The sequence below is a fragment of the Geodermatophilus sp. SYSU D00742 genome (assembly GCF_054049935.1).
Map to the genome: position 1 here is coordinate 163,046 of NZ_JBJGYJ010000002.1, position 22,821 is coordinate 185,866.

26 protein-coding genes and 1 tRNA gene are annotated in these 22,821 nt (G+C 75.1%); 10 read left to right on the forward strand and 17 right to left on the reverse strand.

The window, feature by feature from the left end; genetic code table 11:
- Positions 1-113: 113 nt before the first annotated feature.
- The 6 genes from ACI78V_RS02140 to ACI78V_RS02165 form a co-directional block, all read right to left on the reverse strand.
- Positions 114-311 (reverse strand): hypothetical protein, encoded by a 198-nt coding sequence (locus ACI78V_RS02140; protein ID WP_456848450.1) that lies wholly within the window; start codon positions 309-311, stop codon positions 114-116.
- A gap of 233 nt (positions 312-544) precedes the next feature.
- A tRNA-Ser gene (locus ACI78V_RS02145) sits at positions 545-631 on the reverse strand.
- A gap of 138 nt (positions 632-769) precedes the next feature.
- Positions 770-3,349 (reverse strand): hypothetical protein, encoded by a 2,580-nt coding sequence (locus tag ACI78V_RS02150; protein ID WP_456848453.1) that lies wholly within the window; start codon positions 3,347-3,349, stop codon positions 770-772.
- A complete protein-coding gene (locus ACI78V_RS02155; protein ID WP_456848455.1) occupies positions 3,346-4,896 on the reverse strand; it encodes a hypothetical protein in 1,551 nt (516 codons plus the stop codon). Before ACI78V_RS02155 ends, ACI78V_RS02150 begins: the two co-directional genes overlap by 4 nt.
- A 135-nt stretch (positions 4,897-5,031) precedes the next feature.
- Positions 5,032-5,283, reverse strand: coding sequence for a DUF7669 domain-containing protein (locus ACI78V_RS02160; RefSeq protein WP_456848457.1), 252 nt, complete (start codon positions 5,281-5,283; stop codon positions 5,032-5,034).
- Between the two features lie 51 nt (positions 5,284-5,334).
- Positions 5,335-5,868: a helix-turn-helix transcriptional regulator gene (locus tag ACI78V_RS02165; protein ID WP_456848459.1), complete on the reverse strand. Its 534-nt coding sequence runs from the start codon at positions 5,866-5,868 to the stop codon at positions 5,335-5,337.
- A 124-nt stretch (positions 5,869-5,992) separates the two neighbouring features.
- On the opposite strand from ACI78V_RS02165, the gene ACI78V_RS02170 reads away from it, so the two are divergent.
- On the forward strand, positions 5,993-6,226 hold the full coding sequence (locus tag ACI78V_RS02170) for a hypothetical protein (RefSeq protein ID WP_456848461.1): 234 nt from the start codon (positions 5,993-5,995) through the stop codon (positions 6,224-6,226).
- A 49-nt stretch (positions 6,227-6,275) separates the two neighbouring features.
- Here the strand turns inward: ACI78V_RS02170 and ACI78V_RS02175 are convergent, their stop codons facing one another.
- Both ACI78V_RS02175 and ACI78V_RS02180 read right to left on the reverse strand, forming a co-directional pair.
- Positions 6,276-6,401 carry a hypothetical protein gene (locus tag ACI78V_RS02175; protein WP_456848463.1) on the reverse strand — a complete coding sequence of 42 codons (126 nt, stop codon included), beginning with the start codon at positions 6,399-6,401 and terminating at the stop codon, positions 6,276-6,278.
- Between the two features lie 383 nt (positions 6,402-6,784).
- Positions 6,785-7,330, reverse strand: a complete 546-nt coding sequence (locus tag ACI78V_RS02180) for a hypothetical protein (RefSeq protein WP_456848465.1) — start codon at positions 7,328-7,330, stop codon at positions 6,785-6,787.
- A gap of 385 nt (positions 7,331-7,715) precedes the next feature.
- On the opposite strand from ACI78V_RS02180, the gene ACI78V_RS02185 reads away from it, so the two are divergent.
- Entirely contained in the window at positions 7,716-7,955 is a 240-nt protein-coding gene (locus ACI78V_RS02185) for a hypothetical protein (RefSeq protein WP_456848467.1), read from the forward strand.
- A gap of 42 nt (positions 7,956-7,997) precedes the next feature.
- On the opposite strand, the gene ACI78V_RS02190 is transcribed toward ACI78V_RS02185, so the two are convergent.
- Both ACI78V_RS02190 and ACI78V_RS02195 read right to left on the reverse strand, forming a co-directional pair.
- The gene (locus ACI78V_RS02190; RefSeq protein WP_456848469.1) at positions 7,998-8,246 is read right to left on the reverse strand and encodes an STAS domain-containing protein; all 249 of its coding nucleotides are present in this window, start codon (positions 8,244-8,246) and stop codon (positions 7,998-8,000) included.
- Entirely contained in the window at positions 8,243-8,590 is a 348-nt protein-coding gene (locus tag ACI78V_RS02195; protein WP_456848470.1) for an STAS domain-containing protein, read from the reverse strand. The genes ACI78V_RS02190 and ACI78V_RS02195 overlap by 4 nt, the downstream gene beginning before the upstream one ends.
- A 136-nt stretch (positions 8,591-8,726) precedes the next feature.
- On the opposite strand from ACI78V_RS02195, the gene ACI78V_RS02200 reads away from it, so the two are divergent.
- From ACI78V_RS02200 to ACI78V_RS02210, 3 genes are all read left to right on the forward strand, one after another.
- Positions 8,727-9,449 (forward strand): response regulator, encoded by a 723-nt coding sequence (locus ACI78V_RS02200; RefSeq protein WP_456848472.1) that lies wholly within the window; start codon positions 8,727-8,729, stop codon positions 9,447-9,449.
- A 79-nt stretch (positions 9,450-9,528) separates the two neighbouring features.
- Positions 9,529-10,902: a sensor histidine kinase gene (locus tag ACI78V_RS02205; RefSeq protein WP_456848474.1), complete on the forward strand. Its 1,374-nt coding sequence runs from the start codon at positions 9,529-9,531 to the stop codon at positions 10,900-10,902.
- Positions 10,899-11,528, forward strand: coding sequence for a GerMN domain-containing protein (locus ACI78V_RS02210; protein ID WP_456848476.1), 630 nt, complete (start codon positions 10,899-10,901; stop codon positions 11,526-11,528). Before ACI78V_RS02205 ends, ACI78V_RS02210 begins: the two co-directional genes overlap by 4 nt.
- Positions 11,529-11,588: 60 nt before the next feature.
- Here the strand turns inward: ACI78V_RS02210 and ACI78V_RS02215 are convergent, their stop codons facing one another.
- On the reverse strand, positions 11,589-12,710 hold the full coding sequence (locus tag ACI78V_RS02215) for an NAD(P)/FAD-dependent oxidoreductase (RefSeq protein WP_456848478.1): 1,122 nt from the start codon (positions 12,708-12,710) through the stop codon (positions 11,589-11,591).
- Between the two features lie 113 nt (positions 12,711-12,823).
- Positions 12,824-13,393, reverse strand: coding sequence for an LOG family protein (locus tag ACI78V_RS02220; protein WP_456848480.1), 570 nt, complete (start codon positions 13,391-13,393; stop codon positions 12,824-12,826).
- A gap of 87 nt (positions 13,394-13,480) precedes the next feature.
- On the opposite strand from ACI78V_RS02220, the gene ACI78V_RS02225 reads away from it, so the two are divergent.
- The gene (locus ACI78V_RS02225) at positions 13,481-13,945 is read left to right on the forward strand and encodes an NUDIX domain-containing protein (RefSeq protein WP_456848482.1); all 465 of its coding nucleotides are present in this window, start codon (positions 13,481-13,483) and stop codon (positions 13,943-13,945) included.
- Positions 13,946-14,006: 61 nt separating this feature from the next.
- On the opposite strand, the gene ACI78V_RS02230 is transcribed toward ACI78V_RS02225, so the two are convergent.
- A complete protein-coding gene (locus tag ACI78V_RS02230; RefSeq protein WP_456848484.1) occupies positions 14,007-14,813 on the reverse strand; it encodes an endonuclease/exonuclease/phosphatase family protein in 807 nt (268 codons plus the stop codon).
- Positions 14,814-14,905: 92 nt separating this feature from the next.
- On the opposite strand from ACI78V_RS02230, the gene ACI78V_RS02235 reads away from it, so the two are divergent.
- The 4 genes from ACI78V_RS02235 (at position 14,906) to ACI78V_RS02250 (ending at position 18,019) form a co-directional block, all read left to right on the forward strand.
- Complete coding sequence (locus tag ACI78V_RS02235; RefSeq protein ID WP_456848486.1) at positions 14,906-15,940, forward strand: hypothetical protein; 1,035 nt, start codon at positions 14,906-14,908, stop codon at positions 15,938-15,940.
- Positions 15,941-15,972: 32 nt separating this feature from the next.
- Positions 15,973-16,860, forward strand: a complete 888-nt coding sequence (locus ACI78V_RS02240) for a 1,4-dihydroxy-2-naphthoyl-CoA synthase (RefSeq protein ID WP_456848488.1) — start codon at positions 15,973-15,975, stop codon at positions 16,858-16,860.
- An 89-nt stretch (positions 16,861-16,949) separates the two neighbouring features.
- Positions 16,950-17,282 carry a hypothetical protein gene (locus tag ACI78V_RS02245; RefSeq protein WP_456848490.1) on the forward strand — a complete coding sequence of 111 codons (333 nt, stop codon included), beginning with the start codon at positions 16,950-16,952 and terminating at the stop codon, positions 17,280-17,282.
- Positions 17,283-17,425: 143 nt separating this feature from the next.
- Positions 17,426-18,019 (forward strand): TetR-like C-terminal domain-containing protein, encoded by a 594-nt coding sequence (locus ACI78V_RS02250; protein WP_456848492.1) that lies wholly within the window; start codon positions 17,426-17,428, stop codon positions 18,017-18,019.
- 43 nt (positions 18,020-18,062) lie between these two features.
- Here ACI78V_RS02250 and ACI78V_RS02255 read toward each other — a convergent pair whose 3' ends face one another.
- The 4 genes from ACI78V_RS02255 to ACI78V_RS02270 all read right to left on the reverse strand — a co-directional run bounded on the left by ACI78V_RS02255 (position 18,063) and on the right by ACI78V_RS02270 (position 22,717).
- Positions 18,063-19,052 (reverse strand): glucosyl-3-phosphoglycerate synthase, encoded by a 990-nt coding sequence (locus ACI78V_RS02255; protein WP_456848494.1) that lies wholly within the window; start codon positions 19,050-19,052, stop codon positions 18,063-18,065.
- A gap of 85 nt (positions 19,053-19,137) precedes the next feature.
- Positions 19,138-21,288, reverse strand: a complete 2,151-nt coding sequence (locus tag ACI78V_RS02260; RefSeq protein WP_456848495.1) for a phage holin family protein — start codon at positions 21,286-21,288, stop codon at positions 19,138-19,140.
- Complete coding sequence (locus tag ACI78V_RS02265) at positions 21,285-21,911, reverse strand: DedA family protein (protein WP_456848497.1); 627 nt, start codon at positions 21,909-21,911, stop codon at positions 21,285-21,287. Before ACI78V_RS02265 ends, ACI78V_RS02260 begins: the two co-directional genes overlap by 4 nt.
- Complete coding sequence (locus ACI78V_RS02270; RefSeq protein WP_456848499.1) at positions 21,908-22,717, reverse strand: MBL fold metallo-hydrolase; 810 nt, start codon at positions 22,715-22,717, stop codon at positions 21,908-21,910. The genes ACI78V_RS02265 and ACI78V_RS02270 overlap by 4 nt, the downstream gene beginning before the upstream one ends.
- Between the last annotated feature and the right edge of the window lie 104 nt (positions 22,718-22,821).

The window sequence follows — 22,821 nt, forward strand, 5'->3', positions numbered from 1 at the left end:
ACCGATGCGGTCATCCACGGCAGCGTCGGACGGTTCTGCCCCCCGTGTCGTCTGCTCCACGTAAGGAAGATCCCGATGGGCCCCCGCGCGTGACAGGTCGGACCGAGAAACCTTCAGTCGGCCCGGCTGCGCCTGGCCGACTGAACCCGGACGGCGGACTGTTCCGGGCAGTTCGCGGCGGTGCCGGCGTGCTGGGGTGCGGCGCCGGCCGAGCGGCGGTGGATGCCGTGCCGACCGAGCTCGGACAACTCGCGCAGGCTCCGCCCGGCGAGGTACTGCTCCCCAACGAACGCCTCCACACGGGCCTGCACCGACGGATCCGGCCGCGGGCTGGCCGTGCCGGCGAACTGTGAGAGCGGCCGAAGCCGTGGACGCGGCGGATAGGGAACCGGCGCGCGGTAGCCGTGCCTACCGCGCGCCGGCCTCCTTCATGAAGGTGACGGCGCCCCGGGCACGCATGGCCGGCGGACCCGGTACGGCTCGAGAGCCGCGACGGGCTCGACGCGGTCCGCACGGCCACACGGACCTGCGCTAGGGGAGTAGGCGGAGGGTGTGGGATTCGAACCCACGGGTGGTCTGACCCACCGGGCGCTTTCAAGGCGCCTGCACTCGGCCGCTATGCGAACCCTCCTACGCCGTGGCGGACCGCGGTCGTCCCCGCATCATCCCAGGCACGCCGGGTCGGTGTCCGAGCAGTGGGTCCGCGTCGGGCCACCTTTCGAAGGAGTCTCCGAGGGACTCGCCACGATCGCGGGCAGCCAGGGGACGGCTACCCCTGTGAATCCGCAGGCTGCCGCGCGAGCAACCCGGCGTTGGCAAGCTCCAACCCGAGATCAGTCGGCAACGGACCGTGCCACGTCCGAGACGCCGACCGCGGCGTGGTCGTCGTGTGGGCGCCGGGCCCTACGACGAGGTGGTGGACACCGCCGGCCGTGGGCGTCCCGACGGCGGAGCAGCGTTGCAGGACCAGCGCCTTCGGCCGCCAGGCAACGTAGACCTCGCCCGCTGGCCCCCCCGCCTGCACGGCTACGGGCGCGAGATGGGCCGCCCGGGTCAGCAGGCGCATCGCGGCCGTGTACGGGTTCGCCGCCGCCGGGATGCGCAACAGCCGCGGCGCCGCCACCTGGAGGCCGGGGTAGTCCTCCGCCAAGGCCTCGGCCGCCCGCTCCAGAGCGGTCGAGGCCACGAGGAACGAGGCCGCGTCCAGAACCGAGTCGGCGGTCAACATCGAACCGAAGCCGATGTCCAGGTCGGCCGCGTAGTGCGCGACCCGCTCCGCGTCGACCTCGGAAGCGATGAGGGCGGCCCCTGATCGGTAGCGCTCGAAGTCGGCGGCGAAGGGATCGTCCGGTTCGTCCCACCGCTCGACCGCCGTGGCGACGACGGCCAGCGCGACCAGAACGGCGGCTCGACGTGACGCTTCCACGTCCTCGTCCGCAGTGGGCGGCGCCTGCAGTACCCGGTCGAGGACGTCCGCGACGGCGTCGGCCGCATCTAACCGGTGGGGCCAGCCGCCGCCCGCCGCGACGATCAGGGTGACGCGCAGCAGCGCGAGCAGCGCGACCAGGCCCCACTCCTCGGTGTCGGTCAGCCGCTTGTCGATCGCGCGGGCGAGTCGGCCGGCCGTGACGCTGTCCGCGATCAGCGCGCTGACCGGGTCGCCGGTTGCGTCGAGGGGATCGAGGATCCCGGTGTCGACCTCGGCGTCTTCGTCGTCGAACAGGCTGGTGGCGTCGTCGTCCTCTCCGACCTCGGACACCGCGTCACCGGGATCGACGTCCGCAGGGGGGACATCGCCGTCGGCCCTCGCGTCGACGTCGGAGTCAGCCCGGCCGAGGGCGAGACTGACCAGCGCGGAGCCGACGACTAGCTCCGCCGTGCGGCGCCACCGTGCGGGCCGGCCTGGGGCGGCGCCCCCCTGCTGGGGCGTGTCCTCGGGACGCGCCGCGGCCAGGTCCGCGAGGGCCTGGAACAGCCGCTCGCTGAGCCGGGGGTCAGACAGCACCTGGGTGAGGCGGGCCCCCTCGAGCGGGCTGCTGGTTCCCGGACGGGCGGTGACGGTGACCGGGTCGGTCGGTCGTACCGGGCCGAGTCGGGAGCCGTCCGTGAGCTCTACGAAGCAGACCGCCCCTACGAGGAGTTCCGCGGACCCGGTGAACTGGTGTACGCGACCGGTGCTCCCCACGAGCGTGAGCGGGTAGCGCTCACCGGTGGCGGTCACTACGGCGGCCACTCGGTCGCTGCTGTCGGCGACGACGGTGACCAGGACGCCGGGCCCTGAGAGCAGCACGCGGAGCAGTCGTGGGGTGTGCGCGTCCCGATCGGGCGGCGGGGGCGCGTCGGTCAGCACGCCGGCGATCTCGTCGGATGCCGTGAGCTCGTCGCCGAGCGGTGGCGTCAGGTCGGCCGCCTCGAGGTCGCAGAGCAGGCCGAGCTCGCAGTTGCCGTGGTGCTGTCCTGTCGTCCTGAGCAGGGCGGCCACCGTGACGTTCGCGCTTCCGACCAGGGCGTGGGTTCCGGCGTCGTCGGTCCACTGGACGAGCTTCCCGTGGAAGTACCGCTCGGAGTCGATGGCGTGGATGGCCGCGCCCGGGCGCTCGGCCCAGGCGGCGAGTGCGTCCGCGTCGGCGTCGGCGTTGTCCGTCAGCGCGAGCGTCGCCTGCTCGGGGGAGAAGTGCTCGGTCACGTGCCGCAGCGCGACCGCCTTCTCGTCCAGGAAGGGACTGGCGACGCTGAGCCTGCTCACCGCTCCTGTGGAGCTCGGCAGTTGATGACCGATGGGTACGTCCAGGTTGTGGACGAGCCGGGGGCCTTCCGTCTGTGCGGGATGGCGGGACAGCGCGGCGGCGGCTGCTTCCATGCGCTCGCGACCGAAGTCGTCGATGTACAGGTGGTCGGGGAGTGCCCGCAACCAACCGGCGAGGTCGTGGAATGTGACCGGCCAGTCCGCGACGTCGGCAGCCAGCGTCGTCCACAGCTCCCCGTTGTGGTGCCAGCCGCTGGCGGTGGCGTTGCCGGAGCCGATCGCGACGAGGGCCCGGTCGGCGGCGATGGCGATCAGCAGCTTGGGGTGGAACTCGCCGTCGGAGCGGCAACGGACAGGAACGTCGGTGTAGTGCACGCCGACGTGGTGGAGATCCTCGGCAGGGACCAGGTCGGCCGCGACGTCGTGGACCACGGTGACCCGGGCGCCGACGGCGCGGGCCTCCGGGAGGCAGACACGTTCGAAGAAGCGCAGGTCGGCGGTGTAGCTGAGGACGAGGACTTCCTCTGCCTGCACCGCTCGGGAACGGAGCAGCCACGGCGGGGCGCTCCCGGGCGTGAGGTGGTCGCTCCAGTGGCCGATCATGCCGCCCACCGCTGCGCCGCGGGTCCGCCCGGTGCCAGGGCCCCGTCTACTTCGGTGAGGTAGCCGAGTTCCGCGAGGATCTGGCGGAGGCGCTCCAGCCGGAGCGCCGGCGCGATGAAGCCTTCCGCGCCGGCAAGATCGAGGACCTCTCCGATCTCCCGCAGCCGGGTCGGCATTCGCAGCTGCCCGGCCTCCCAGCGGATACGGCGGCGACTGATTTCCTCGGCCTGACGCAGCAGTCGTCCGGCGAGGTCGCGGCCGAGCTCAGAGACGGATAGGTGTGACGACGACGCCAGCCAGTCACGCACGTACGTCGGGCCGAGCTCCCCGTGCTCGAGGAATGCGGTCAGCGCGGGGCCTGTCAGGTCGTGGAGCCGGTGCGCTCCCAGGAGGAGTACTCGAAGGAAGTCCCACGGCTCGACGCTTTCGCCGCCGTTCGGGTACAGCAGCGAGTCCTCGGCGTTGAGCAGTCGCTGCCCGTCCTTGCGAGGGGGGAGCTGTTCGTTGAGGAGATCCACCGCCAGGCCGTCGCCACCCGCGGCCTCCACGAGAGCATCGGCGAGGGCGGAGGCCAGAGCTGCCCGGCTCTGTGGCTGCTGGCGGAGCTGCTCGGTGAGCCACCACCACAGCCACCGCCAGGCGGTGACGCTCGCGTTCCGCAGAAGAGCGCCTCGCCAGAGCTCTGCCCAGCCCACCAGATCGGGATCGCCGAGGGCGGCGACGGCGTCCAGTTCGCCGTAGCAGAGCTCGGCCATGGCCTCGGTGGGGTCGCTTCCGGGGTCGCGGCCGTTCAGCGAGTGCAGCAACAACCTGGCGGTGGCCGCCGTCCTGCGGCGCGCTCGCCGGACTTCTCTCGACACGTCCGATCCGTCATCGCCGGGATGGCCGAGCAGCAGGCGTGCCAGCTGGGCCGCCTCGTCGCCCCGGCGCACCTGGCACAGACATGCCGCGGGGAGCAGCTCGTCGAGCTGGGCGAGGGTGAGGCTGGTGTTGTCGGCGGCTGCGAGGATCGCACGGACGCCCTCGAGTCCGGACTCGGGCAAGGCGACGGTCCCGGGGAGGAGGGACCCGTTCCGTCGGTCGAGCAGCCCTGATTCGATCTCTGCGCCCCGGTAGACGGCGAGGAAGCCGTTCGTCTGCACCGAATACTTCGCGGCGAGCTTGCCGACGTCGACGGTGCCACCGGCGAGAGCCGGAGCGACGACTCTCGCTCCGTGGGGGTCCTGGTAGGGCGGGACCGCGTCGTGCTCGGCCGGGTCGGACTGCGCGTGACGGAGTGTCGCGGCGGCGAGGACGACTTCCGCTCGGCGTACGTGCTGCCGGGCCGTCTCCATCGCGGAGCGATCTCCGGGCTGGACGCGGTGTGCGGCGGCCAGCGCGGCGTGCAGCAGGTAGTACCGGGCGTGGGCGGTGCCCGAGTTCACCAACGGCACCAACCGCCTTGCGTTGCCGAGCGTGGCGCTCTCGACGCCCAGGGGGAAGCGGCCGGCGTCGATCACCGGTGCCGCAGCGGTACTCCAGTCAGGCCCGATCATGAGCGGCGGCATCGATGTCGGCTGCCCTTCTCTCCCGGCGTTCCCATGATCACTTGTTGTCCGTCCCTCTGTCGCTCACGCATCGGCCGGGGGTCGAGGACCGGCAGGCGCCTCGGGTGACCGAGTGCGGTGGCCCAGCGTCGCCTCTCAGTGCTGTGGACGCCGCAGGCGGTATCGGCCCCGGTCCACGCGCTCCAGATCATCGAACGTCCGCGCGTGGTGATCTGGTGCGTTGGCGCACATTCGGGAGGTGACGTGAGTACGGATCGTGCTCTCCGAGTACCGGGTTCCGGTGCTCGACAGGGCCGCGACGACTTCGTCCGCCGTGAATGTGCCGTCCCGACTCTTCCTGGCGAGCGGTGGCAGCGCGGCCAGAATCTCGTCGCGGCAGGTCGGCACCCGCAGCAGGCTAGCCCTGCGAGCCGATCCATCCGGACCAGGACGCGCACCTCAGCTGACCCGGGCCTCCAGCAACTGGCGGATCTTCCGCAGCGTGCCGTCGTCGGCTCGAGTCAGGAGGAACACGATCGCGCCGACCTCGGCCGCACGACCGGCGCTGTCGTCGTCCCGATCCTCCTCGTCCGGAGGGCCGCCGAGCGCGCGGCGGCGTGCTTCGCGGATCCGGCTGGTGAACTCGACGATGGTGGGCTCGCCGTCCTCGCCGTGAAGCGGGTCGAAGACGATCAAGTCCTGCCGGTATCCCTGCGGCGAGATCTGCTCGACCGCCCCGTTCGCGCCGTACACGCTCAGGAAGCGGCGCATCTGCCCGAGGGCGGGAACGCGCTTGCCGACCTCGAGGAGGCGGAGGTACTCGGAAGTGAGCCCGAGCTTGTCGGCCGCATCGGCCCGCGATAGGCCTGCCTTCCAGCGCAGGCGCTCCAGCAACTCTCCGAACTGGGCGTTGCCGGGCTCACCCGGCCCGACGCGCAGATCCACGAGGGGAGAAGGCTCCCCGATCTCGTCGCGCGCTCCGCCGTCGTCCACGCGGCGAGGATACCCAACAGGTGCCGAGCAGTCACGACCGGTCAGAGCTTGTTGCGTCGCCGGTTCGTGTCAACTAGGTTGCGGATGGTCAGGACAAAACCATCACTTGTTGGAGTGCGCGAGCATGACAATCGACAACATCGGGGCCAGTGGCCAGGTCGACCCGCTCCGGGAGCTCAAGACGGTGCTGACGGCTGTAGGGAAGGTCTGCTCCGCGATGGCCCCGAGGGCGAACGACCCGACCCTGGCGCGGATCGCGAAGCAGACCTTCCTCGGGTCCTCCGCGGTCGCGGGTGCGGCGGTCGTAGTGGTGGTCATCCTGGGGGCCAGCTCCAGCGCGGCCAACGAGGGGATGTAGTGGAAGGTGTCCGAGTCGGAGTCGGTGCGCTCGCCCCGGTCCAGGCCGCTCAACGTGGCGATGTCGTCGCCCCGGGCTCGAAGTCGACCAGGGCGAAGTTCTCCTCCATGCGCTGCCGGTCCGCCGTCCTCGGGGACACGACGTCGCCGCGCTGGACGTGCCAGCGCTCCACCACCTGCCCGGGTGTGCGGCCCAGCCGCTCCCGATCGCGACGATGGCCGGGGCGTCGAGCACCTTGCCCCGGGGATCGGCGACCACGCCCCGGTGACGATCTCGGGCTCGGCGTCGAAGGCGCGCAGGTCGTCCTGCGCGAGGTGGGGGGCACCTCGCCCCTGGTTGACGGCGGGCCGGATCTCGGTCTCGCCGAACAGCCGCCGCAGGTGGTGCTCCTGAAATCGGAGACGCCGATGGCCCGGCGGCGACCGCCGGCGTAGTTCTCCTCCGTCGCCTTCCACGTTGCGACGTAGTCGACGTCGATGCCGGGCAGCGGTCGGTGGACGAGGAACAGGTCATCGTCGGTGGTCGGGGAGCACGACGGCCAGGGCGACGCCGGTAGCCTCAGTATCCGAAGAGGAGCAGCCCCTCGAACGGCAGGTGGAGCTGTCCGCTGGCGTAGATCGCGTCCACCTGGTCGCGCGCCTCCTGGAAGCTCCGGACAGCCATCCTCCGGCCGCCGGAGAGATGGCGGTACTCCAACATCACCCCCAGGGCCAGGTAGTTCACGTCCACGATCAACGAGGTCCTGATGAGGTCCCGGTAGATCGCGTTCCCACGTGCGCCCCGGCCGGCCTCGACCTCGACCACGATGCCGAGCTCGTCGTGGACCGCGTCCACTTCGTAGGTGACGCGCGGTCTCCCCTGTTCACCGAACAGCACGGGCCGCCTGACCTTCTCGCCCCGCTTCTTGCCCGTCTCGACGACGTAGCCCGCGGCGGCCAACCCCGGTGCCAGGTGGCTCAGCACCGCGTCACTGGTCAGGTGGTCGACCTTCGCGGACTCGATGGCCGGCCGCTGATCACAGACGACTTCGATGAACGTCTCGACCCACGCCGGCGGCTGCGCACGGTTCGGGTAGTACAGCCACGTCGGGTAGTCCTCGGCCACGCCCGCCATCCAAACGGGCGCAGGCGCCGCTCCCGATGCCGGGGCAACGATCATGCGTTGTCCGAGCGCCTTCGTACGCTGCGTCCGTACGGACGGGTCTACGGAGGGACCCATGTCGAAGGGCCGGTGGCCCGGACGGCGCCGCGTCGCCCGTACCGGTGACTGCGCAGGTCAGGAGTCTGTGACACCGTCATCGCACCGGCTCGCGAGGCGCCGTGAATCAGTGGAGATGCGAATGACAGCGGTCTTGAAAACCGCTATGGGGTCAAACCCATCGTGGGTTCGAATCCCACGCCCTCCGCTCGCGCACCGGGCCCCGGCCGGGTGCCGTCCGTCCCCGCGCGCTGTCCCCGGTGGTCCCGGTCGGCCGGGCTAGCGTTGGACCGTGACCCCCGCTCCCTCCCGCCCGCCCTGGTTCGGCAACCGGGGGGTACAGGTCCTCGCCGCCGGCGCGCTCGCCTACAGCCTCGTGCAGCTGGTGCTGCACCTCGTGGACGGGGAGTGGGGGGAGGGCTTCCTCAGCTTCGCCTGGAGCGTCCTGTTCGGCTACGTGCTGGTGGAGTCGCTCCGGTTCCGGCGGCAGCAGGACGCCGCGCGGGACGAGCCGGCCGAACCGGGGGACTGACGGAGACACCGGGGCCGTCCCGGGCGACCGCGGCCCGCGGGCTCAGGCGCGGACGACGAGCTCCCCGCCGTCCGCGGCGAACTCGCGCCGCATCTCCCGCAGGATGTCCAGCCCGTCGGCGTCGGCGGCCCGCACGCCGCGCAGGTCGAGCACCACCCGCGCGTGGCCGCTGCCGCGCAGCCCGTCGGCGGTGCCGCGCAGCAGGTCGGCGCCGAGGGAGGTCAGGTGGCCGCTGGCGCGGATGAGCCCGGCCCGCCGGTCGACCACCTCGGTGAGTGCCGGGGCGTTCACGCCACCGCTCCGGTGGGGGTCGGCTCCAGCTCGATGACCCGCCAGAGGCCGGTGCGGTGCAGGAGGTCCTCGGTCCGGCGGTTGGCCCCGCGCAGCACCACCGCGCCGCCGCGCGCCCGGCAGATGCGGTGCGCCCACAGGAAGCTGGCGACGGCGGGGCTGGACAGGTGCTTCAGCTCCGAGACGTCGACCACCACGCGGCGGGCGCCGGCCAACAGCGCGTCGTGCAGCAGCCAGCGCACGTCGGCGAGGCCGTCGGCGAGCAGGGCGTCGTCGAGGTGGATCGTGACCACGTCCGACCGGGTCCCGGCGTCGGTCCGGTGCCGCGGGGCGGCCATCGTCATCTCGGTCCTCCTCGGTGTCGGGGCACCGATCCTGCTGATGCCCACTGACAGCCTCGTGGGAGGAGATTGAGATCCCGCTGGACGTTGCTTTGCGATCGTGTGACGGCCGGCCGAACGTCCGGGGACCGGTGGCAGCATGGCGGGAGTGGCTCCGCGTCTGCTGGTCGTCGAGGACGACGACCCCATCCGCACCGCCCTGCGGTGGGCGCTGGAGGACGAGGGCTACGACGTCGCCGAGGCCGTGAGCGGCGAGGAGGCGCTCGCGGCCGTCGCCACCGCTGCACCCGACCTGATGGTCGTCGACCTCATGCTCGGCTCGATGGACGGCTTCGCGGTCATCCGCGAGGTCCGCCGGGACCACGACCTGCCGATCATCGTGGTCAGTGCCCGCGCCGACACCCACGACATCGTCGCCGCGCTCGAGGCCGGCGCCGACGACTACGTGACCAAGCCCTTCCAGGTCAAGGAGATCACCGCGCGCCTGCGGGCCCTGCGCCGCCGCGCGGCCTCCGGCGCCACGGGGGCGCCGGATGCCGCGCCGGCCGAGGTGGTCCTCGACCGGCACCCCGCGGCGCCGCTGGTGCTGCGGGAGGAGCGCGGCACCGTGCACCGCGGGGGCGAGCAGCTGCCGCTCACGCTCACCGAGTTCCGGCTGCTGTGCGAGCTCGCCGCCGCCCCGGGCCGGGTGTTCAGCCGGCAGGCCCTGCTGGAGCGGGTGTGGGAGCACGGCTTCTTCGGCGACGAGCGGATCGTCGACGTCCACATCCGGCGGCTGCGCACCAAGGTCGAGCTCGACCCGAGCGCGCCGCGGATCGTGGTGACCGTCCGGGGGCTGGGCTACCGGCTGGATCGCCAGTGAGCGGACAGGGGCGGGAGCCCGACGGGGCGCGCCGGCGGACGAGGAGCGGAGCGCTCCGCGGGAGCGGACCGAGGGCACGGTGACCCGCGCCCTCGGGTCGCGGGGGCTGCGGGCGCGGATCGTCCTGGGCTTCGCCGCGGGCGCCCTGCTGGTCTCGGTGGTGCTGGTGACCACCACCTGGCTGCTGGCCCGCAGCTACCTGGTCGACCAGCGCGAGCGGTCGCTCACCCGGCAGGCCTTCGCCGACGCCCACGTGCTCAGCAGCCGGCTGGCCACCGCGGGCACCGAGGTCGGCGACGTGGTGGTCGAGATGGTGCCCTCGGGCGGGGCCGACGTCGTCGTCCGCAGCGGGGACTCCTGGTACTCCTCGAGCCTGGACGTCGGTGCCCGGGACGTGCCCGAGGAGCTGCGCGCGCTCGTCGCCGACGGCTCGGCCGGCACCGTGCGCGTCGAGACCCCCGCCGGCCCCGCGCTGCTGGTCGGGGTGCCGGTCCCCGCCGCCGGGGTGGAGTTCTACGAGCTCTCCCCGCTCACCGAGCTGGAGATGGTGCTGCGCACGCTGGCCGTCGTCCTCGGGGCGGGCGCGCTGGCCGCGACCGCGGCGGGGGCGGCGTTCGGCGGCTGGGCCAGCCGGCGGGCCCTGCAGCCGCTGGAGCAGGTCGCCGGGGCGGCGACGCGGATCGCCGGTGGCCAGCTGGACACCCGGCTGCCGCCGACCGACGACCCCGACCTGCTGGCGATCGTGGCCGGGTTCAACAGCATGGTGGACGCGCTGGCGGCCCGGCTCGAGCGCGACGCCCGCTTCGTCGGCGACGTCAGCCACGAGTTGCGCAGCCCGCTCACCGGCGTCGTCACCAGCGTGGAGGTGCTCGCCGCCCGGCGGGCGGAGCTGTCCCCGCGGGCCGACCAGGCGCTGGCCCTGGTCGAACGCGAGCTGGAGCGGTTCCGCCGCATGCTCGACGACCTGCTCGAACTCGCCCGCATCGACGGCGCCCCGCCCTCGGACCGGTCCACGCCGGTGTCGATGACCGCCCTGGTGCGCGAGGTGCTGGCCGGCTCCGGGCGGGACCCCGCCCTGCTGGTGGGCGACCCCGACGAGGAGACGGTGGTGACCGGCGACAAGAGCGGCCTGGAGCGGGCGGTGCGCAACCTGCTGGACAACGCCGACCGGCACGCCGGCGGGCCGGTCGGCGTGGCCGTGCAGCGGCGGGACGGCGCGGTGGTGGTGGACGTGGACGACGCCGGACCCGGCATCCCGGTGGAGGAGCGGGAGCGGGTCTTCGAGCGGTTCGCCCGGGGGCCGCGCGCCGCCCGCCGGTCGCTGCCCGGGGCGGGGCTGGGGCTGGCGATCGTGGCCGAGATCGCGGCCCGGCACGGTGGCGCCGCCTGGTGCAGCCAGGCGCCCGGTGGCGGCGCGCGCTTCACCCTGTCGCTCCCCGGCGGTGTGCGGTGACCGCCCGTGGGGTGCGGCTCGGGCTGGCCGGGCTGGGCGTCGTCCTCGCCGGGTGCGGGGTGCCCACCGGGGGGCCGGCGGAGACGATCCCACCGTCGGAGGTCCCGTTCGGGCTGACCTCGCCCAGCGCGCAGCCCTCGGTGACCGCCGCGCCCGAGCCGCAGACCGACCCCACCCGGGTCTACCTGGCCGCGCCGGACGACAGCCTGGTGCCCCGGCCCCGGGAGGTGACCGGTCCGTCACCGCGTGACCGGCTGGACGACCTGCTCGACGCACTCGCCGCGGGCCCGACGGCGGCCGAGCGGGACCTCCAGCTGTCGACCGCGCTGCCGCCCGGCGTGGAGCTCGCCGTGGCCGGCCTCACCGACGGCACGGCGACGATCGACCTCACCGGCCCGGCGGAGGCACCGGCCGGGTCGGCGAGCCGGCGGGCGGTGGCCCAGCTGGTGCTGTCGGCCACCAGCGTGCCGGGCGTCGACACCGTCGTCCTGACCCTGGACGGCGAGCCGATCGACGCACCGCTGCCCTCGGGGCAGCTGAGCTCGGCGCCCCTCTCGGCCGAGGACTACGCCACCTACCTGACGCCGCCGCCCACGGTCCCGCCCGCGCCCGCGCCGCCGTCCTGAGCACCCCGCCCCGGCCCGGCGGGCGACGGGGCCCGCCGAGCGGGGCGGCCGGGGTCGAGGTCAGCGCCGCCGAAGGACCAGCCGGCCCGCCGCGGCCGTGAGCGTGCGCAGGGTCAGCCGGCCGTCGGCCAGGCCCAGGTGGACCACGTCGTCGAAGACCCGCTGGCTGGCCGCGGCCGCGCGGAAGGCGGCGTCCATCACCGCCGGCCAGCGGCTCAGCTCCGAGGCCAGCCGGGTGGACCGCAGGTGCGCGGCCAGCCGCCGGTCCAGCATGTCGCGGTAGCGCGCCCCGGCGTCCGGCCCGGCGGCCGCGGCAGAGCCGGCCAGCGCGCCCGAGACGACCGCGTAGAAGATGCCCTCCCCGGTCAGCGGGTTGACCAGGGAGGCGGCGTCGCCGGCCAGCAGCACCCGGCCGTCGGGCTGGCGCGGCCGCCCGGTGGACAGCGGCAGCCGGTGGGCCCGCAGCGGGCCTGGCTGCACCCCGGGCAGCAGCCGGTGCAGCCCGTCGACGAGGTCGGCCCGGGTGGCCCCGCCCGACACCAGCTCGCCGTACCCGACGTTGGCGCGGCCGTCGCCGAGCGGGAACGACCACGCGTAGGCCGGCCAGCGCTGGTCCGTCGTCACCAGCACCTGCGTGCCGGGCGGGCCGGGCGGCTGGGGGGCGTAGCCGCGGATCGCCACGGCCAGCCGGTCGGCCCGGTTGCTGCCCAGGCCGAGTGCCCGGCGGACGACGGACTCGGCGCCGTCCGCGCCCACCAGCACCGACGCCCGCAGGTCGCCGTCCACGGTCACGCCGTCGGCGTCGGCGCGGACGGTGCGGACCGTGCGCCGCCGGAACCGTGCCCCGCGCTGCAGCGCCTGCCGCAGCAGCCGGCCGTCGAGCACCGCCCGGGGGACGACGTGCGACGGGCGCGCCGTGGCCCGCTCGACGGTGGCCCCGCCCGGTGAGCGCAGCGCCAGCCGCGGCACCGGCGGGTACCCGTGCACGAGCGCCTCCCGGTCCACGCCCAGGGCGGCCAGCACGTCGAGCGCCTCGGGGGCGACGCCGTCGCCGCAGACCTTGTCGCGCGGGAAGTCGGCGCGGTCGAGCACCAGCACCGACGCCCCGGTGCGCCGCGCGGCCAGCGCGGCCGCCGCGCCCGCCGGACCGCCACCGACCACGACGACGTCCCAGCGCTCCACGGCGCCGACGCTAGGCCGTGCCCCCGTCCCGCGCGCTCCGCCGGGGTTCCCGGGCTCCTCCGCGGTGGTCCGCGGCGAGGGGCCGCGGTGCCGCACCGGGCCGCGCGGTCACGTCACGGCGGGGTGGGCGTCCACTTCCGGGCCGGGTGTTCGTACGTCGAGACGAACGCCAGCAGGCCGGCTGCGTCGGTGACCACGCCGAGCGCGTCGAACCGGGTGCGGGCGAGGTAGCCGTCGTCCACCATGCGGCGCAGCTGGGTGAGCAGTGGCTGCCAGAAGCCGTCGACGTCGACCAGCGCGACCGGCTTGGCGTGCAGGCCGAGCATCCCCCAGGTCCAGGCCTCGAACAACTCCTCGAGGGTGCCGGCCGCGCCGGGGAGGGCGACGAAGACGTCGGCCAGCTCGGCCATCCGCGCCTTGCGCTCGTGCATCGAGTCGACGACCTCCAGCTGCGGCAGGCCGGGGTGCGCCAGCTCGTCGTCCACCAGGTGCTGGGGGATGACGCCGACCACCTCACCCCCGGCGGCCAGGGCGGCGTCGGCCACGACGCCCATCAGCCCGACGTGCCCGCCGCCGTACACGATCCCGACACCGGCCCGGGCGAGGTCCGCGGCGAGGTCGGCGGCGGCCTGCTGGTGGGACGGTGGCCCGCTCCGGGACCCGGTGAAGACGGCGACGCGCACGCCCTCGAGCGTGTCATGCGGCGTCGGGCGGAGCGCCACGGGTGCGGTGTCCGCGCTCCGGCTCTCCGCACGGGGTTCACTGGGGCGGTGTTCTCCTCGACCGACGGCTGGGTGACCTGCTCGTTCGGGCACCGGCACTGGGGGCTGCTCGGCGCGGCCGGGCTGCTGGTGCACCGGGTCGGTGCCGGGGGCACCGAGCTGCTGCTCCAGCACCGGGCGGGCTGGTCGCACCACGGCGGCACGTGGGGCACCCCGGGTGGCGCGCTGCACGCGGGGGAGTCCCCGGAGCGCGGGGCACTGCGGGAGGTCTCGGAGGAGCTCGGCCTGCTGCCGCAGGACCTGGAGCTGGGCCCGTCCTCGGTCGACGACCACGGCGGCTGGTCGTACACGACCGTGCTGGCCCGGCCCCTCCGCAGCATCGAGCCCGGCGACCTGCGGCTGGACGGCGAGAGCGACGGCGTCGCCTGGATCGCCCTCGACGACCTCGCCTCGGTGCCGCTGCACCCGGGCTTCGAGGCGTCCCTGGGCCGCCTGCACGACCTGCTGTCCTGAGCCCTGGTGGCGCCCGCGGGCGACCGACACCACCACCGTCGGTCGCCGCGGGGGACGACGGTCAGGACGGCGAGACGGTCACGCTGAGGGCGCGGTGGTCGCCCACCGGCAGCACGGTCGCCGCGCCGTCGCGGCCGCGCAGGCCGCCCCCGACCGCCAGCAGGTGGTCCAGCTGCACCCGTGGCTCGACGGCGGGGAAGCTGGGCGCGCGCACCAGCGCGGCCGCCCCCAGCAGCCGGGCCGGCACCGACCCGGGCAGGTTGAGGTCCCCGGCCAGCACGACGGGGCCGGGCATGGCCGCCATCCACCGGCGCAGCCGCCGCAGCTGACGCACCGCGGTGTGCGGTGCGAAGGACAGGTGCGTGGCGACGACGGTCACGGCGTCGAGCCGGGCGGCGACGGCGATCCGCGGCTCGTCGGGCACCCACCACCAGCGCAGGCCGCCGGTGCGCGGGTCCGGCCCCTTGACCGGGAGCCGGGCCCGCCCGCTGCCCAGCCCCAGCACGGACCACCCCCGCACCGGCAGCCGGCTGAGCAGCGCGATCCCGTAGAGCGGCCCGTCGTGCGGGTCGTCGGGGCCGCGCAGGGCGGGAGCGGCCGGCGTCCAGCTGCGGAACGGGTCCGGCGTGCCGACGAGGGTCGCCGCGCCGCGCCAGTGGGGGGCACCCAGCCCCGCGGCGAGGGCGGCGGCCTGGTCGCTGCCCCGGGAGCGGTCCTGGCCGGCGTCGACCTCCTGCACGGCGAGGACGTCGACGTCGAGGCCCGCCACCGCCGCGCCCAGCTCGTCGCCGGCGAGGACCCGGCCGGTCGCGGTACGCCCGGAGGCGGTGTTCACGGTGCCGATCCGCACGGCGGGCGGCTCGGCCACGTCCCGACGGTACCCACCGGTGATCGACATGCCCCTGCGTGCGTGCCCGCTTACGTTGGGCACCGCAGTCCGTCGTCCGGAGGAGCTCGCCGGTGCACCGCCGTCCCCGTCACCTCGCCGCGCCGGCCCACCTGGCCGGTCCGGCCCACGCGGACGCGTCGGGCGGCTGGCCGGAGGCCGTGCGCGCCCACGCGCCGCTGGCCCTGCTGTTCCTCTCCGGCTTCCTGCTGGCCGCGGCCCTGGTCATGATCGTGGTCGCGCCCTCCTCGACCAGAGCCCCCGACACGGACACGTCGGGCTGGTCCGTCGGCACCCCCTCGGCGGGTGAGGGGCGGGGCATCGGCAGCGCGGCCCGCGCCTCCGCCGGCTCCCGGGACCCGGCCGCACCGGGGCTGGACGCGGCGGCCAGCGCCGTCGGCGTGGGCGCGGTGGTCGCCGGCCTGCTGCCCGACGGCGCCGCGGCCGCGGGCGGTCCCACGGAGGACACGGCCGCCGCCGACTCCCCTGCCGCCGTCGGTGACCCCGCCGGGACGGCGGCGGCGGGCGGTGCGCCGGCCGCGGAGGCGCCGGGGACGACCCCGGGAGCTCTCGGCAGCACGCCTGCCGTGCCCGGCACCACGGCGCCGGGGACGACCCCCGGGGCTCCCGGCAGCACGCCTGCCGTGCCCGGCGCGACGGCGCCCGCTCCGGGCGCGGCGGCGCCGAGCCCTCCCTCGCCCACCCGGGGTGGGGGTCCGGTGGCGCGCGGCGCGCCCGCACCTCCCCCTGACCCTGCGCCCGTTCCCACGCCCACGCCCGTCCCCGCGCCCGAGGCCGACCGCGGCAGCACCCCCAGCCGCCCGGGCGGTGGCTCGACGGCGGGGCCCACGACCGGTGGCTCGTCCGGCCGGGGCGCCCCGCCCGGCGCCGGCGCCACCGGTGCCCCGCCGGCCGACGGCTCGACCGGCGCCCGGCCGACCCGCGGGGGCTCGTCGGGCAGGGGCCCGGCCGGTGGCGGTGGCGGACCGCTGGACGGCGTCGGGAGCGCGGTCGACGGGGTGGCCGAGGGCGCCGGCGACGCCGCGGGGGACGTGGTCGGTGACGCCGCTGACGCGGTCGGTGGCGCGGTCGACGGACTCCTCCCCTGAGCGCCCGCCCCGGCGCGCACTAGGTTCGGGGGATGACCGCGCGTGACGACGTCTCGGAGATCTTCGACAGCGCCGCGTGGCAGCCGGTGGAGGGCTTCAACTTCGCCGACCTGACCTACCACCGCGCCGTCGACGCGGGCGTGGTCCGCATCGCGTTCGACCGGCCCGAGGTGCGCAACGCCTTCCGGCCGCAGACGGTCGACGAGCTGATCACCGCGCTGGAGCACGCGCGGCTGTCGACCGACGTGGGCTGCGTGATCCTCACCGGCAACGGACCGAGCCCCAAGGACGGCGGCTGGGCGTTCTGCTCCGGCGGCGACCAGCGGGTGCGGGGGAGGTACGGGTACGAGCACGCGGCCGGGTCCAGCGGCCGGCTGCACGTGCTCGAGGCGCAGCGGCTGATCCGGTTCATGCCCAAGGTCGTCATCTGCGTCGTCCCGGGCTGGGCCGCGGGCGGAGGGCACAGCCTGCACGTCGTCTCCGACCTCACCCTGGCCAGCGCCGAGCACGCCCGGTTCAAGCAGACCGACGCCGACGTCGGCAGCTTCGACGGCGGTTTCGGCTCGGCCTACCTGGCCCGGCAGGTCGGCCAGAAGTTCGCCCGCGAGATCTTCTTCCTGGGCGACGAGTACTCCGCCGAGGACGCCCACGCGATGGGCATGGTGAACCGGGTCGTCCCGCACGCCGAGCTCGAGGCGACCGCGCTGGACTGGGGACGGCGGATCGTCGCCAAGAGCCCCACCGCGCAGCGGATGCTGAAGTACTCGTTCAACCTGATCGACGACGGCCTGGTGGGCCAGCAGCTGTTCGCCGGTGAGACGACCCGGCTGGCGTACATGGCCGAGGAGGCGGTCGAGGGCCGGGACGCCTTCCTGGAGAAGCGCGCCCCCGACTTCTCCCGCTTCCCCTGGCACGTGTGACGGACGACCCCGCCCTCACCACCGCTCGCACGCTCGGGGCGGTGCCCGGGACGGGGCCATAGCCTGAGACCGACGAGGAGGGAGACGACATGATCGTCGAGGTGGTGGGTGGCGCCGACGAGCTGCCCGAGGTGCGGGTGGTCGACGTCGACGACCTGAAGCGGCTGCACCTGGCCCTGGGTGCGGTGACCGACGAGGAGGCCGACCGGGTCCTGCGGGACGCCGGGCTGGGCCGGCTGCAGGACGCCGAGACCGGCTTCCTGGACGTCGCGGCGCTGCGGGCGGCCGCCGAACCGCAGGCCGGCGCCGCGGACTGGGCGCAGCAGTGGGACGGCATGGTGGAGTACGCCGCCCGCAAGGGCTGGCTGGCCGACGACGGCGCGAGCCTGCAGGTACACGTGGAGAGCGCCGCCGGCGCCTGATCGGGTGGGCCCGACGTGTGCGCTCAGCGCACATGGTTGAGACTCTCAAGAAAAAGCCTGCGAGTTCGTGCCGGGGTCATTGTGGTGACCCCGATGAACGTCCACGATGTCGCGGTGATGTCCACCTGTGAACGGGGCGCAGCGTGACGGGAACGCCGGGGCGCCCACTCAGTGCCGAACTGTCCGACCAGCTGCTCTCCGTCGCCGTCGACATCCTGGCCGAGGAGGGCTGGGGCAAGCTCAACAGCGACCGGGTCGCCGCCCGTGCCCGCGCCGGGAAGGCCGGCATCTACCGGCGGTGGCCCACCATGGCGGCGATGGCCCGGCACGCCCTGAGCCGGTTCACCCTCGTGCGGATCCCCCCGGACACCGGTTCCCTCCGCGACGACCTCGCCGGCCTGGTCGACCGCTGGCGCCGGCCGCTGGACCGCGAGGAGCGGGCCACCGCCAGCCTGGTCGGGGCCGCGCGGCACGACGAGGACCTGCAGGCCGGCCTCGACGACGCCCTGGTCCGGCCGCTGGCCGCGGCGGTGTCGACCCTCGGCGCCCGTCAGGCCGAGCGCGGCGAGGAGGTCCCCGAGTCGCGCCTGGCACTGCTCGGCTCGGTGCTGGAGGCCTTCTGGTGGCAGCGGTTCACCTCCAGCGCCGGGGTCATGACCACCGAGCAGGTGCGGCGGGTCGTCGACGACGTGCTGCTGCCGATCCTGCAGCCGACGCGCGAGGGTGCGGCCGTCTGAGCCGGCGTCGTGGAGGAGTGCTCGGAGAGGCCGGCTCCCGGGCTCAGCCGACCACGTCGGCGCGCAGCCCCCGGTACTCGGGCACGGTGACCATCGGCGGGCGCTCGTCGACCGCCACCGGTGTGCTGTGCGGCACGAAGCCGGAGCCGTCGTGCCGGAACTGGGTGAGCAGGCCGCCCGCGCCGTCCCGCAGCGAGGCCGCCCCCTGCCCGGCGCGGGACAGCACCGTGGACACCACCTGCCCGGCCATCCGCCCGAGCGCCTCCTGACTCTGCGAGGTGTGCCGCCGCTCCCCGAGGTCGACCTGGGCGAGCGCGCCCAGGCCGGCGAGGGCCAGCAGGTCGACCAGCAGCCCGACCTCCACCCCGTACCCCGAGACGAACGGCACCTGCTCGAGCACCGACCGCCGTCCGGCGTACTCCCCGCCGAGCGGCTGCACGAACCCGGCCAGCTCCGGCCACAGCGCGTTGAGCAGCGGCCGCGCGGTCAGCTCGGTGACCCGCCCGCCGCCGGCGGGGACGCTGCTCCCGTCTACCTCGAGCGGCCGGGTGTAGCAGCCCTTGACGTAGCTGACCTGCGGCTCGGTGAGCAGCGGCGCGAGGAGGCCGGGCACGTAGTGGGTGACGTCGCCGAGGAGGTCGGCGTCGAGGAACACGACCAGGTCGCCGGTGGTCGCGGCCAGCGACTTCCACAGCGCCTCGCCCTTGCCGGGGCGGCTGCCGTGGCCGGGCAGCACGTCCGCGCTCGCGACGACGTCGGCGCCGGCGGCCCGGGCCACGCGCGCCGTGGCGTCGGTGGAGTCGGAGTCGACGACGAGCAGCTCGTCCACCAGCGGCGTCCCGAGGACCCAGTGCTCGCGCAGGTCGCTGACCAGCCGGCCGACGGTGGCCTCCTCGTCGCGCGCGGGGAGGACGACGCTCACCCGGTGCTGCCCGCGACGCTTGGCGCGCAGCAGCGCGTCCAGGTCCAGGGCGCCCAGCGACGGTGCGGAGGTCGTGCGGTTGCGGAACCAGGCGCGCGCGTCGGGTCTCATCGCCCTACCTTCCGGGACGGCGTCGGCCGGGGTCCATCCGCCGCGACCGAGTTCACGAGGACGTCATCCACTGTCCGGCCCGGGGTCACACCTGTGCGCGGGAGGGGTGCAGGGCGGTGGCGCTGAGCGGGCCGACGGCCGCGTCGTCCGTGGTCGGCTCGGGGTGCCCGAGGTCGGTCAGCCAGCCGCGGAACACCCGGTGCAGGGCCTCGGCCCCCACGACCTCGCCGGGCGGGCGGAACGACCGCGGGTGCACCAGGAAGCCGTGCTGCTGCGGCCCGCCCAGCCCACCGTGCGACCCGACGTGCGGCTCGAACGCCGAGGCCTCGTCGGTGTCCGGGTCGTAGCGGCTGTTGACGACGACGTCGGCGCAGTGCGGGAACGTCGACGCGCGGGCCACCAGGCGGGCCGCGTGCTCCCCGTAGGGGGCGAGCGGGTCCTCGCCGATGACCAGCCCCGCCGCGAGCCGGTGCACGCCGTTCCGGCCCAGCACCACCGGCCCGTACTCCTCCGAGTGCACGAGCAGGAAGCCCACGCCGTCGTGGTCGACCAGGCCCGGCAGCAGCCGGGGCCAGTGCCGCTCGATCTCCTCCAGCGAGACCCGGCCGGGGATGTCGGCGAAGGACACCATCGCGGTGTGGCCGGAGACGGCGACCACCACCCCCGGCGCCACCCGCGGCGCGCCACCCTCCCGGTCGGCCGGCAGCTCGTGCGAGTGCGGCACGCGCTCCGCCCGCTCCACCCGTTCGCGCAGCCGGCGGGCGATCGGGCCGCCCTCGGCCAGCGCGGCGCCGACCTGCCAGCCCTCGGTGAGCCGGCGGCTGTCCCGCGGGCCGGTCAGGTGCGGCTCGGTCAGGCCGCCGGACCCGCCGCAGAGCCGGCCGACCAGCTCCTCGATCGACTCCCCGAAGCGGGCGGTGAACGCCTCGCCCTGGGTCTGCCCGTGGTCGGAGAGGCACACCAGGTGGTACTCCCGCGGGGCCAGCTGGGCCGCGCGGTGCAGCCGGCCGATCTGCTGGTCGATGCTGCGCAGCACCGCCAGGCTGTCGGCCCGCTCCAGCCCGGCGTGGTGGGCGGCCTCGTCGTAGCCGAGGAAGTCCGCGTAGGCGACCGGACGGCCGGCGAGCATGTCCTCGAGCAGCGCGAAGACGACGACGTCGCGGGAGATGACCGTCGTCCCCGGTCGGGCGAGGGGGTAGATGCCGCCACGGGAGACGCGGGGCCGGACGTCGTCGCGGCGCTCCCGGGCGGCGGCGACCAGCTCGCGGTAGATGTCGACGGCGGACACCGCGATGGTGCGCAGCGCGTTCACCGGGCTGGCGAAGTACGCGTAGTAGCCCGAACCCACCCGTTCCCGGGCCCGCCGCGGGCGGCGGCTGGCCGCGGGCACCACGTGCGCCAGCGAGCTCATCGTCAGGCTCACGTGCGTGGCGTCGCCGGTGAACAGGTTCCCGCGACTGGCGCCGCCCCCGGACAGCAGCCCCCGGCCGTCGGAGTGCGCGCGCTCGATCTCGGCGGCGTCGACGGGGGAGGACACGCGGACGATGCGGTCGCGGTCCTTGTCGTACCAGCGGAAGCCGGGGATGTCGTGGTTGGAGCCGTGCAGGATGCCGCAGACGGCGGCGCCGGTCTGCGAGCTCCAGTCGGTGTGCCACGAGGTCAGGGTGTGGCTGCCCTGACGCAGCCAGGCGGCGAGGGTGGGCATCGACCCGTCGCGGACCGCACGGCGGGCGGTGTCGAACGACAGCGCGTCGATCTGCAGGAACAGGATGCCGGGCGGGCTCGGGCCGTTCTGCTCCGTCGGCCGGGCGCGGCGGCGGGCGCGGCGGAAGAACAGCTCGTCCTCGTCGATGGCCAGCACGCTGCTGACCACGCCGGAGACGCCGGCCAGGCCGATGCCGACCCAGACGGCGGTGCGCAGGTTCTCGACGACTACACCGGGGACGAGGAAGGACAGCCCCAGCACCGCCGCCCCCAGCAGCAGGAAGCTGCCCAGCCCGAGGGTGAAGAAGGCCAGCGGCAGCACGACCCGCATGACCAGCGGCCACACCACCGCGGTGAGCAGGCCGACCAGCAGCGCGATGACCGGCGGCTGCCACCACGACGTCATCGTGAAGTCGCGCAGCCAGTCGTCGAGGACGACCAGCGCGGCGGTGGTGGCGGCCCAGGTGAGCAGCACGCGGGCCGGCGTCCGGCCGCGCTGGAGGACCCGGCCGGAGGAGGCGGGTCGGCTCATGCCGGTCCGCAGGACGTGGGCTCGGCCGGCTGCCCCTCGGGTGCCGACCTGCGGCGGCGCCCGCTCACCACGTTGAGCACGGCGCCGACGACGAGCACGAGCACGGTGGCCAGCAGGACGGCGGTGAGCGGGGAGTCGAAGATGCCGCCGCTGACCACCCCGAGCAGCGCGTACGCCACCGCCCAGAGGAACGCGGCCAGCAGCGAGGCGGGGAGCAGTCGCCGCCACGGGTAGGCCAGGGCGCCGGCCGCCAGCAGCACCGGGATGCGCCCGGCGGGCAGCATCCGGCCGACGACGACGATCTGCCAGCCGTGGCGGTGGAACTGCCCGCGGACCTCCTCGATCCGGTCCGCGTGCTGCCCGCGGGCCACCCAGCGCACGGCCGCCGGCCCGCCGAACCGGCAGATCGCGAAGGTGAGCACGTCGCCGGTCCAGGCGGCGAGGGTGGCGACGAGGACGACCAGCGGCAGGTTCAGCCCGGAGGCGGTCATGGCGAACGCGGCGCCCGCGCCGACGACCGCGCCGGTCGGCACGACCGGGACGATCGAGCCGAGCAGCACTCCGCCGAACAGCACCGGGTAGCCGATCGCCGACCCGTCGGCCCACGCGGCGAGCGCGCTCACGTCGTCCCCGCCGCTGCCGGCAGCACGACCGGCTGCCCGGGCTCGGTGACCGCCACGTGCGTGGCCAGCCCGCGGGCGGCGACGGCGGCGGCGAAGGCGCGCGGCGGCTCGGTCAGCAGCGGGCGCATCCGGCCGCGCAGCCCGGGGAGCACCCGTGCGCCGGGGACCGCGAGGGTGCCCCAGTGCACGGGCACGGCGACCCGCGGACGCAGCCGCTCGGTGGCCTCGGCCGCGCCGTCCGGGTCGAGGTGGCCCGGCCCGAGCGAGGGGCCCCAGCCCCACACCGGCAGCAGCGCGACGTCGAGACCGCGCTCACCCAGCAGGTACATCTCGTCGAAGAGGTCGGTGTCACCGCTGACGTACACCGTCCGCCCGGCGCCCTCGACCAGGTGGCCGACGGCCCGGGTGTCGGGCCCGTGGGTGGACCGCGGCCCCCAGCGGTGGCCGGTGTGGTCGGCGGGGACGGCGGTGACCCGCAGGGCACCGTGGGTGAACCCCTCGCCCGGCAGCACCTCGACGACGTGCCGGAACCCGCGGGAGCGCAGCCACTCGCCGGCGCCGCGGGGGACGACGATGCGCACGTCGGGCCCCAGCAGTCGCAGTGAGGGCAGGTGCAGGTGGTCGCCGTGCAGGTGGCTGACGAGCACGAGGTCGACACCGGCCCAGGCGCTCGGCTCGGGAGCCGGGACCACGCGGCGCAGCGGGCCGACGCGGCCGGTGAGCAGGGGATCGGTCAGCACCGTGTGCCCGGCCAGCTCGACGCGCACCGTCGAGTGGCCGAGGAAGTGCAGCTCCGGGTCACCCACCGGCCCAGTATCGACCTCACCGGTGACGTTCCGGGACCGGACGACCCCCTCCGGGGAGACCCCGATCACCGGGCGCGGCGTCATCGTCGACCAGAGGTGCCGAC

Coding starts and splice junctions, on each gene's coding strand:
- ACI78V_RS02195 (WP_456848470.1), bottom strand. CDS start 8,590: ATGACGATGGCCGCCCCGCGGCACCGGACCGACGCCGGGACCCGGTCG.
- ACI78V_RS02260 (WP_456848495.1), bottom strand. CDS start 21,288: ATGAGCCGACCCGCCTCCTCCGGCCGGGTCCTCCAGCGCGGCCGGACG.
- ACI78V_RS02245 (WP_456848490.1), top strand. CDS start 16,950: ATGATCGTCGAGGTGGTGGGTGGCGCCGACGAGCTGCCCGAGGTGCGG.
- ACI78V_RS02170 (WP_456848461.1), top strand. CDS start 5,993: ATGACAATCGACAACATCGGGGCCAGTGGCCAGGTCGACCCGCTCCGG.
- ACI78V_RS02200 (WP_456848472.1), top strand. CDS start 8,727: ATGGCGGGAGTGGCTCCGCGTCTGCTGGTCGTCGAGGACGACGACCCC.
- ACI78V_RS02155 (WP_456848455.1), bottom strand. CDS start 4,896: ATGCCGCCGCTCATGATCGGGCCTGACTGGAGTACCGCTGCGGCACCG.
- ACI78V_RS02255 (WP_456848494.1), bottom strand. CDS start 19,052: ATGAGACCCGACGCGCGCGCCTGGTTCCGCAACCGCACGACCTCCGCA.
- ACI78V_RS02150 (WP_456848453.1), bottom strand. CDS start 3,349: ATGATCGGCCACTGGAGCGACCACCTCACGCCCGGGAGCGCCCCGCCG.
- ACI78V_RS02240 (WP_456848488.1), top strand. CDS start 15,973: ATGACCGCGCGTGACGACGTCTCGGAGATCTTCGACAGCGCCGCGTGG.